Annotated in this window: 6 protein-coding genes; 3 read left to right on the top strand and 3 right to left on the bottom strand. The window is 72.3% G+C overall.

Going from position 1 to position 7469, the window contains the following annotated elements; all coding sequences use genetic code 11:
• Window positions 1-25: 25 nt before the first annotated feature.
• Complete coding sequence (locus tag ACWGL3_RS29700) at window positions 26-2911, bottom strand: glycoside hydrolase family 3 C-terminal domain-containing protein (RefSeq protein ID WP_452462059.1); 2886 nt, start codon at window positions 2909-2911, stop codon at window positions 26-28.
• A 197-nt stretch (window positions 2912-3108) separates the two neighbouring features.
• On the opposite strand from ACWGL3_RS29700, the gene ACWGL3_RS29695 reads away from it, so the two are divergent.
• From ACWGL3_RS29695 to ACWGL3_RS29685, 3 genes are read left to right on the top strand one after another with little or no spacing between them, the layout of a single operon-like run.
• Window positions 3109-4770 (top strand): extracellular solute-binding protein, encoded by a 1662-nt coding sequence (locus ACWGL3_RS29695; protein WP_267947730.1) that lies wholly within the window; start codon window positions 3109-3111, stop codon window positions 4768-4770.
• A 16-nt stretch (window positions 4771-4786) separates the two neighbouring features.
• Window positions 4787-5839: an ABC transporter permease gene (locus ACWGL3_RS29690; RefSeq protein ID WP_431061515.1), complete on the top strand. Its 1053-nt coding sequence runs from the start codon at window positions 4787-4789 to the stop codon at window positions 5837-5839.
• Window positions 5836-6747, top strand: coding sequence for a carbohydrate ABC transporter permease (locus ACWGL3_RS29685; RefSeq protein ID WP_267947728.1), 912 nt, complete (start codon window positions 5836-5838; stop codon window positions 6745-6747). The genes ACWGL3_RS29690 and ACWGL3_RS29685 overlap by 4 nt, the downstream gene beginning before the upstream one ends.
• Window positions 6748-6819: 72 nt before the next feature.
• Here the strand turns inward: ACWGL3_RS29685 and ACWGL3_RS29680 are convergent, their stop codons facing one another.
• The gene (locus ACWGL3_RS29680; RefSeq protein ID WP_267947727.1) at window positions 6820-7119 is read right to left on the bottom strand and encodes a type II toxin-antitoxin system RelE family toxin; all 300 of its coding nucleotides are present in this window, start codon (window positions 7117-7119) and stop codon (window positions 6820-6822) included.
• Window positions 7116-7397 (bottom strand): type II toxin-antitoxin system Phd/YefM family antitoxin, encoded by a 282-nt coding sequence (locus ACWGL3_RS29675; protein WP_267947726.1) that lies wholly within the window; start codon window positions 7395-7397, stop codon window positions 7116-7118. Before ACWGL3_RS29675 ends, ACWGL3_RS29680 begins: the two co-directional genes overlap by 4 nt.
• Window positions 7398-7469: the final 72 nt, after the last annotated feature.

The following is a 7469-nucleotide window of genomic DNA, read 5'->3' as shown; positions in this document are numbered from 1 at the left end:
GCCGGGCGGCGGGTCCCGCCCGGTGTCAGTCCCGCGAGAACCCCAGGGTGGCGACCGCCGTGCCGGAGCGCTCGAACACCAGGTAGACGTCGCGGATCCCGCGGGCGGGCACGCCGTCGGGGACCAGGGGCGCGCGGACGGCCGTGAAGCCGTAGCGGTCCTGGTCCGCCGGAACGTCCACGACGGCGAGGGTCGGCCCGTCGCCGGGGTCGTCCAGGCGCAGGCGCACGGTGGCGGCGTGTCCGGCGTTGACCGACAGGTGGCAGGCGGCGGCCCCCGTGCCGAGGTCCACGTCGTGGAACGCCGCCCAGGCGCCGTCCGCCCGCGCCCGCACCGCGTCGCCGCGTTCGGGGGTGAGCGGGCACAGCGCGGTGCCCCGGGCCTCGTCGTACCCGGTGGCCGACCACGGTGCGTACGCGTCGCGGGGAGGGATGGCCTCCCCCGGGACGTTCAGGGCGGCCGTGGTCCGGATGTCCGTGGCGGAGCGCCCGACGAGCACCTCGCGCGGCGCCTCCTCGACGACGAACCTGTCGCGGGTGGTGTCCCACAGGGCGAGGTCCTCCACGTCGAACGACACCGTGGCCACGGCGCCGCCGCCGGGTTCGACGCGGACACGGGTGAAGCCGCGCAGCGCGCGCAGCGAGGTCCGCACCCGGGAGGCCAGCTGCCGCGTGTACACCTGCACGACCTCGTCCGCGGGGCGGGGTCCGGTGTTGACGACCATGACGGTGACGGTGACCCGGCCGCCGTCGACCGTGACGGCGGGGGCCGCGTACTCGACGTGTGTGTAGCCGAGGCCGTGACCGAACGGGTAGAGGGGGTCCCCCTCGAAGTACAGGTACGTGCCGCGCGCGCCGATGATGTCGTAGTCGAGCGGGCCGGGGAGGTCGTCGGCGGACCGGTACCAGGTCTGGGTGAGCCTGCCGGAGGGCTCGGCGTCGCCGAAGAGCACGTCGGCGAGGGCGTTCCCGTACTCCTGGCCCCCGTGGGCCGACCAGAGGATCGCGGGGAGGTGGTCGTCGGCCCAGGTGACGCCGAACGGGCAGCCGCTGCTGAGCACCAGCACGGTGGCCGGGTTGGCGGCGTGCACGGCGCGCAGGACCCGCTCCTGCGCGGCGGCCAGGTCGAGGTCGGTCCGGTCCTCGGTCTCGCGCCCGTTCACCATCGGGTGGTCGCCCGCGACGACGACGGCGGCGTCGGCGGACGCGGCGGCCCGGGCGGCCTCCGCCGCCCCCGTGCCCAGCCCCGTGACCCGGAACCCGGCGGCCCCGGCGGGGTCGTCGGTGAGCCGGAGGACCCCTTCGGCGCCGACGGCGACACGGCGTCCGCTGTGGACCTGGACGAGGCAGGCCAGGCCGTCGGCGCGCTCCTCGAACCGGAAGGTCTGGCGGACCTCCCAGGTCCCGGGTCCGGGCGCGGTGCAGGCGAGGGTGCCGTCCGGCTGCTCGTCCACGTACAGGCCGGTCCCGGAGGAGCGCAGCGCGCGGGCTCCGCCGCCCCAGTCCAGGAGGTCGAAGCCGGTTCCGTCCCCCTGTCCGGGGGCGGCCACCTCCAGGGGCCCGCCGCCGGCCGGGGCGAGCACCCGTCCGCCGTCGGTGTCGAGCGTGATCCGGTCGGCGCCCTCGCAGAAGACGGTCTCTACCCGTTCGGCGATGCCGGCCCGCGCGGTGACGGCGTAGGGCAGGGTGCCGCTGTACCAGTCCTCCAGCACGGTGTCGCCGAGCTGGCCGATGACGGCGACACGGCGCACGCCGCGCAGCGGCAGCAGCCCGTCGTTGCGGAGCAGGACGAGGGAGCGGGTGGCGGCCTCGCGGGCGAGCGCCCGGTGCGCGGGGGTGTCGTCCGTGTACGCGCCGACGGGTGGGGCCCCGCCCGGCCGCTCCGCGGCGCCTCCGCCCCCCTCTGCGCGGTCCCCGGCGCCCGGGTCGCCCCCGCCGTCCGGGCCCGCCGGGTGGGCGGGGTCGAACTCGCCGAGCCTGAGCCGGATCGACAGCACGCGGCGGGCGGCCCGGTCGATGTCGGCCTCGGTGAGCAGTCCCCGCCTCAGCGCCTCCCGGACGTGCCCGAGGGGGCCGTCGGGGCGGTCGTCGTCCTGGGTGAGGCTGTCGACCCCGGCGCGGAGGGCGTGCGCGTAGGCGGTCGGCGGGTCGGGGTGGAAGGCCTGGAGCCCGGCCAGGTTGGCGGGGGCGTAGGCGTCGCTGACCACCAGGACGTGGTCCGGGGCGGCCGGGCGCAGGATCTCGCCGATGAGCGGGCTCAGGTGGGCGGGACGCCCGTTGACCAGGTTGTAGGAGGGCATGACGGCGACGGCCGCCCCGTCCTCCAGTGCGGGCAGGAACGCGGGCAGCTCGTACTCGCGCAGGACCCGGGGCGGCAGGTCGCTGGAGGTGACGCAGCGGTCCTCCTCGTTGTTGTAGCCGAGGAAGTGCTTGAGGGTCGGCGCGGTGCGGAGCCGGGCGCCGTTCCCGGCGAGGCCGCGCGCGTGGGCGGTCGCCAGGAGGCCGGTCAGCCACGGGTCCTCGGAGTACCCCTCCTCGTTGCGCCCCCAGCGGGGGTCGCGCAGGGGGTTGACCACGGGCGCCCACACGTTGCGTCCGGCCCCCCGGTCCAGGCTTGCGAGCACCGCGTCGGCGGTGGCCTCCCCGACCCGGCGGAGCAGGTCGGGGTCCCAGGCGCTGGCGAGGCCGAGGGCCTGCGGGTAGACGGTGGCCGGGCCGAGCCAGGCCAGGCCGTGCAGCGCCTCGGTGCCGGTGCGGAAGGGGCCGAGGCCGACGCGCTCGACGGGGGCCTGGTGCTGGTGCAGGAGCCCGATCTTCTCGTCGGTGGTGAGGCGGCTGAGCAGGTCGTCCAGGCGGAGTTCGTCGGGGAGGCCGGGGTCCCGGTGGGGCGGGACGGTCGCATGCGTGCTCATGGGGGGTTCCGTCTCTCGTGCGCGGAGGCAATGCCCCTCGAAATCGAACCGCTTCGACTTCGACGTCGAAGGGATCTTGTGTGCCACATCACAGTGCAGTAATTTGTTTGTCTAAACGGCCAACTAATTCATAGCAAAATGGCCCTTCGTTTCCTACCCCCCTGGGCTCCGGCCTGCTCGACCGAAGGAACGACGCTATGCCCCCCACCCCCCTGCTTCCCATGCCCGGCCGCCGGCGCTTCCTCGGCCTCATGGGGGCCTCCACCGCGGCCGCCCTCTCGGCGGGCGTGCTCTCCGGTTGCTCGTCGGGATCGGGCGGCGGAGGCGGCGGCTCCGCCGCGGCCGCCACCTCCCTGGACGACCTGATCCCCACCTACATCCCCTTCGAGGGCGTCTCCCCCGACATCGAGGGGCTGCACGGCGCGCCCTCCGGGTTCACGGCCTACCCCGACACGTTCCTCCGGGCGGTGTCCGAGCCGCGGGGACGCGGCGGCGAGTACACGGCGATGACCCCCATGTGGGGGCCGATCCCCCCGGGGCTGGGCAACAACTCGTTCTTCGACCACGTCAACGGCCGGCTCGGCTCGACGGTCAGGTTCAACTTCCAGGACGGCAACACGATCATCGACAAGATGAACGCGGTGATCGCCGGACGCGACGTCGCCGACATCACGATGTTCCCCGACTGGGTCATCAACCTGATCCCCCAGTTCAACCGGGCCGTGGGCGAACTCTTCGAGGACCTGACCCCGTACCTGGCCGGCGACGCGGCCGCCGCCTACCCCCTGCTGGCCAACCTGGAGAGCGACGCCTGGCGCTGGAACGTCTTCAACGGGCAGCTCCAGGGCGTGCCCTGGCCGTCCGAGCCGTTCAGCAACTGGGTCCTGTACCGGCGCGACCTGCTGGAGGAGTACGGCCTGGAGCCGCCCACCAGCCCGGACGACCTGTTCGCGATCGGCGAGGAGATCAACGACCCCGACGGCAACCGGTGGGCGTTCGGCGACTTCAACCTCAGCATCCGCCAGGTGTTCGGCGCCCCCAAGCAGTGGCGCTACGAGAACGGCGAGCTCATCCACATGTTCGAGACGGACGAGTGGCGGGCGAGCGTCGAGTACATGCGCAGGATCTTCGACGCCGGACTCGTCCACCCCGACATCGTCGCCCAGGCCGACAACTCCAAGGAGCTGCTCAACTCCGGTCAGATCGTCTTCAACCAGGACGGCATCGGCGCCTGGCACGAGGCGTACGCGGCGATGCTCGGCGACCACCCCGGCTTCCGCCTGGACCTGATGCCGGTGTTCGGCGACTCCGGCCGGGACCCCGTCATGCACACCGCGGACCCCTCCGCCCAGTCCGTGTTCGTGCGCAGGGGGATGGAGCCGGAGCAGATCGAGGAGGTCCTCGGCATCCTCGACTTCTGCGCGGCGCCGTTCGGCACCCAGGAGTACATGGACTACCGGTACGGCGAGGAGGGCGTCCACCACGAGCGCTCCGACCGGGGGGCGCCCCAGCTGACCGACCTGGGCAACGGCGAGGTCAACGACGGCTACTACTTCCTGAGCGGGCGCCCCCAGGCGATCACCGAGAGCCAGTACCCGGACTTCGTCGAGTGGAAGACCACCTGGTACAACCACGCCGCCCAGTTCACCGAGGAGGACCCGTTCGCGGGCATCCGCATCCAGCGCCCCGAGCGCTTCTCCGGCGCGGAGACCCCCATGACCGACAAGGTCGAGGACATCATCCGCGGGCGCGAGGACCTCGGACAGCTGGACCGGGCCGTCGCGGACTGGCGGCGCGACGGCGGGGACGAGGGCCGGGAGTTCTACATGGGGGTCCTCCAGGAGCACGGCCGTGACTGAGCGGACCGGCGCCCCCGTGGACGGCCTCCGGCACGGCGCCGCGCACGGCCCCGGGGCCGGCCGGGGTCCGCGCACGCCGCGGACGGCGGCCCCCGCGTCCCGGAAACGCGGGGGCAGGGCACGGGCCCGGACCGTCCCCGACGTGAGGCGCCCGACCCGCGCGCCGCTGCGCGCCCGACTGCGCCGCGACTGGCAGCTCCTGCTGATGACGGTCCCGGCGCTCGGGCTGCTCGCCGTCTTCCACTACGCGCCGACGCTCGGCAACGTCATCGCGTTCCAGGAGTACAACCCCTGGGACGGCCTCCTCGGCAGCCCGTGGGTCGGGTTCGCCCAGTTCGAGCGGCTGTTCACCGACCCGCGCTTCTGGAGCGCCGCGGGCAACACCCTGGTCATCGCCGCGGTCCAGCTGGTGTTCTTCTTCCCGATCCCCATCGCGCTGGCGATCCTGCTGGACAGCGTCATGACGCCGAGGCTGCGGCTGCTCCTCCAGAGCATCGTCTACATGCCGCACTTCTTCTCGTGGGTCCTGGTCGTCACCCTGTTCCAGCAGATCCTGGGCGGGGCCGGGCTGTTCTCCCAGCTCCTGCGGCAGAACGGGTACGCGCCGCTGGAGATCATGAGCGACCCCGACGCGTTCCTGTTCGTGGTCACCTCCCAGATGGTCTGGAAGGACGCGGGGTGGGGGACGATCATCTTCCTCGCCGCGCTGGCCGCCATCAACCAGAACCTCTACGAGTCGGCGGCCGTGGACGGCGCCAACCGCTGGCAGCGCATGTGGCACATCACCCTGCCGGGCCTGAGGCCCGTCATCGTCCTGCTGCTGATCCTCAAGATCGGCGACATCCTCAACGTCGGGTTCGAGCAGTTCTACCTGCAGAGGGACGCCTTCGGCGCGCAGGTCTCCGAGGTGCTGGACACCTTCATCTACCACCAGACACTGGTCACGGGGAACTTCAGTGCGGGAGCGGTCGCGGGCCTCGTGAAGGGCGTCGTCGGCCTGGTCCTGATCCTGCTGGCCAACAAGCTGGCCCACAAGATGGGCGAAAACGGAATCTACCGACGCGCATGAGCACACTGTTCAAGGACCGCCCCGTGTGGGCGGAACGCCCGAGCCTCCCCGCCCGCGCAGCGAAGAACACCACGCTGGCGGCGATCGCGGCCGTCATCGTCTTCCCCCTCTACGTCGTGGTCCTGACCAGCCTGTCCCCCGCCTCCGCGGTGAACGCCGCGGGCGGGCTCGTCATGGTGCCCCAGGGCTTCTCCCTCCAGGCCTACGCCGACCTGTTCGGCGGCGGCGTCGTGTCCCGGGCTGTGCTGGTGAGCCTGGGGGTGACGGCGGTCGGCACCGCCGTCAGCCTGGCCGCCACGGTCCTGGCCGCGTACGGGCTGTCCCAGCCGGGTTCGCTGTGGCACCGGCCGCTGCTGTTCGCGGTCCTGCTGACGTTCCTGTTCGCACCCGGCATGATCCCGCTGTACCTGCTGGTCGGCGACCTCGGACTGATCGACAGCTACTGGTCGCTGATCCTGCCGACGGCGGTCAACGCGTTCAACCTGGTGGTGATGCGCGCGTTCTTCATGAACCTGCCGGGGGAGATCGCCGACAGCGCCCGGGTGGACGGGGCCGGCGAGTGGACGATCCTGACCCGCCTGGTCCTGCCCATGTCCAAGGGGGTCACCGCCGTCGTCGGGCTGTTCTACGCGGTGGGCTACTGGAACGCCTTCTTCAACGCGATCCTCTACATCAACGACAACGCCAGGTGGCCGCTGCAGCTGGTGCTGCGGCAGTACGTCCAGCAGGGACAGCAGATCAGTTCGAGCTCGGTGATCGGCGACGCGGTCCAGGGGACGGCGTCGGCGCCCAACCTGGCCATCCAGATGGCCATCGTGGTGGTGGCCCTGGTGCCGGTCACGTTCATCTACCCCCTGGTGCAGAAGCACTTCACGAAGGGCGTCATCATCGGCGCCGTCAAGGGCTAGCGGGGCCCCGGCGCGCCCGTCCCGGCCGGACTGGCGCGCCGGGCGCGGATCGTCCGAGAGCCCCGAGCGGCTTCAGAGATCCTGCCGGTGGACGTCCCGGCGATCGCCGACCGTGATGACCCAGACCCACACGATCGGCTGACCGTCGTCGTCCTTGTCCAGGGTGCAGACGGCCCGGTAGGCGCCGACGCACAGTCGCCACCGGCCCTGGTGGCCCGGCAGGGGCCTGATGTCCAGAGCACTGGTGTCACCGTCGTCGAGGGCGTGCTGGAGCTCGGACAGTCGGCGCAGGATCCGGACGGCCTCGTCCCGGGGGATCCCGCGCATCCTGCGCCGGGCCGCGGGCGTGAAGCGGGTGAGGTGCCTGATCACGTGTCCCCTCGGGCGAGCTGAGCGGCCATCTCCTCCAGGGAGACGGACTGCTCCCGTCCCTCGAGCTCGGCCTCGTCCGCGAGCCGGTGGAGCCACGCGTCCTCGGCCGACCGCACGATGTGGAGCATGCGGCGGTACTCATCGGCGTCGAGCAGGACCGCTGTGGTCCTGCCCCGCTGGGTGATGAAGGTCGGTGTGCGGTCGTGGCGGGCACGGTCGATGGTGTCGGCGAGGTGTCTGCGCACCTCCGACATCGTGGCTGTCACTGGCTCGTTCATGCCACCAATGTACTGCATGTACATCCGTTGCCGTCGTGGTGTGGCGGAGGCGCGGGGGCCGGGGAGAGATCC

The organism is Nocardiopsis sp. NPDC055824 (assembly GCF_053616335.1).
Note: the sequence above shows the minus strand (reverse complement) of the source record. Positions and strands in the feature narration are given on the sequence as shown.

Coding starts and splice junctions, on each gene's coding strand:
- ACWGL3_RS29700 (WP_452462059.1), bottom strand. CDS start 2,911: ATGAGCACGCATGCGACCGTCCCGCCCCACCGGGACCCCGGCCTCCCC.
- ACWGL3_RS29695 (WP_267947730.1), top strand. CDS start 3,109: ATGCCCCCCACCCCCCTGCTTCCCATGCCCGGCCGCCGGCGCTTCCTC.
- ACWGL3_RS29685 (WP_267947728.1), top strand. CDS start 5,836: ATGAGCACACTGTTCAAGGACCGCCCCGTGTGGGCGGAACGCCCGAGC.
- ACWGL3_RS29675 (WP_267947726.1), bottom strand. CDS start 7,397: ATGAACGAGCCAGTGACAGCCACGATGTCGGAGGTGCGCAGACACCTC.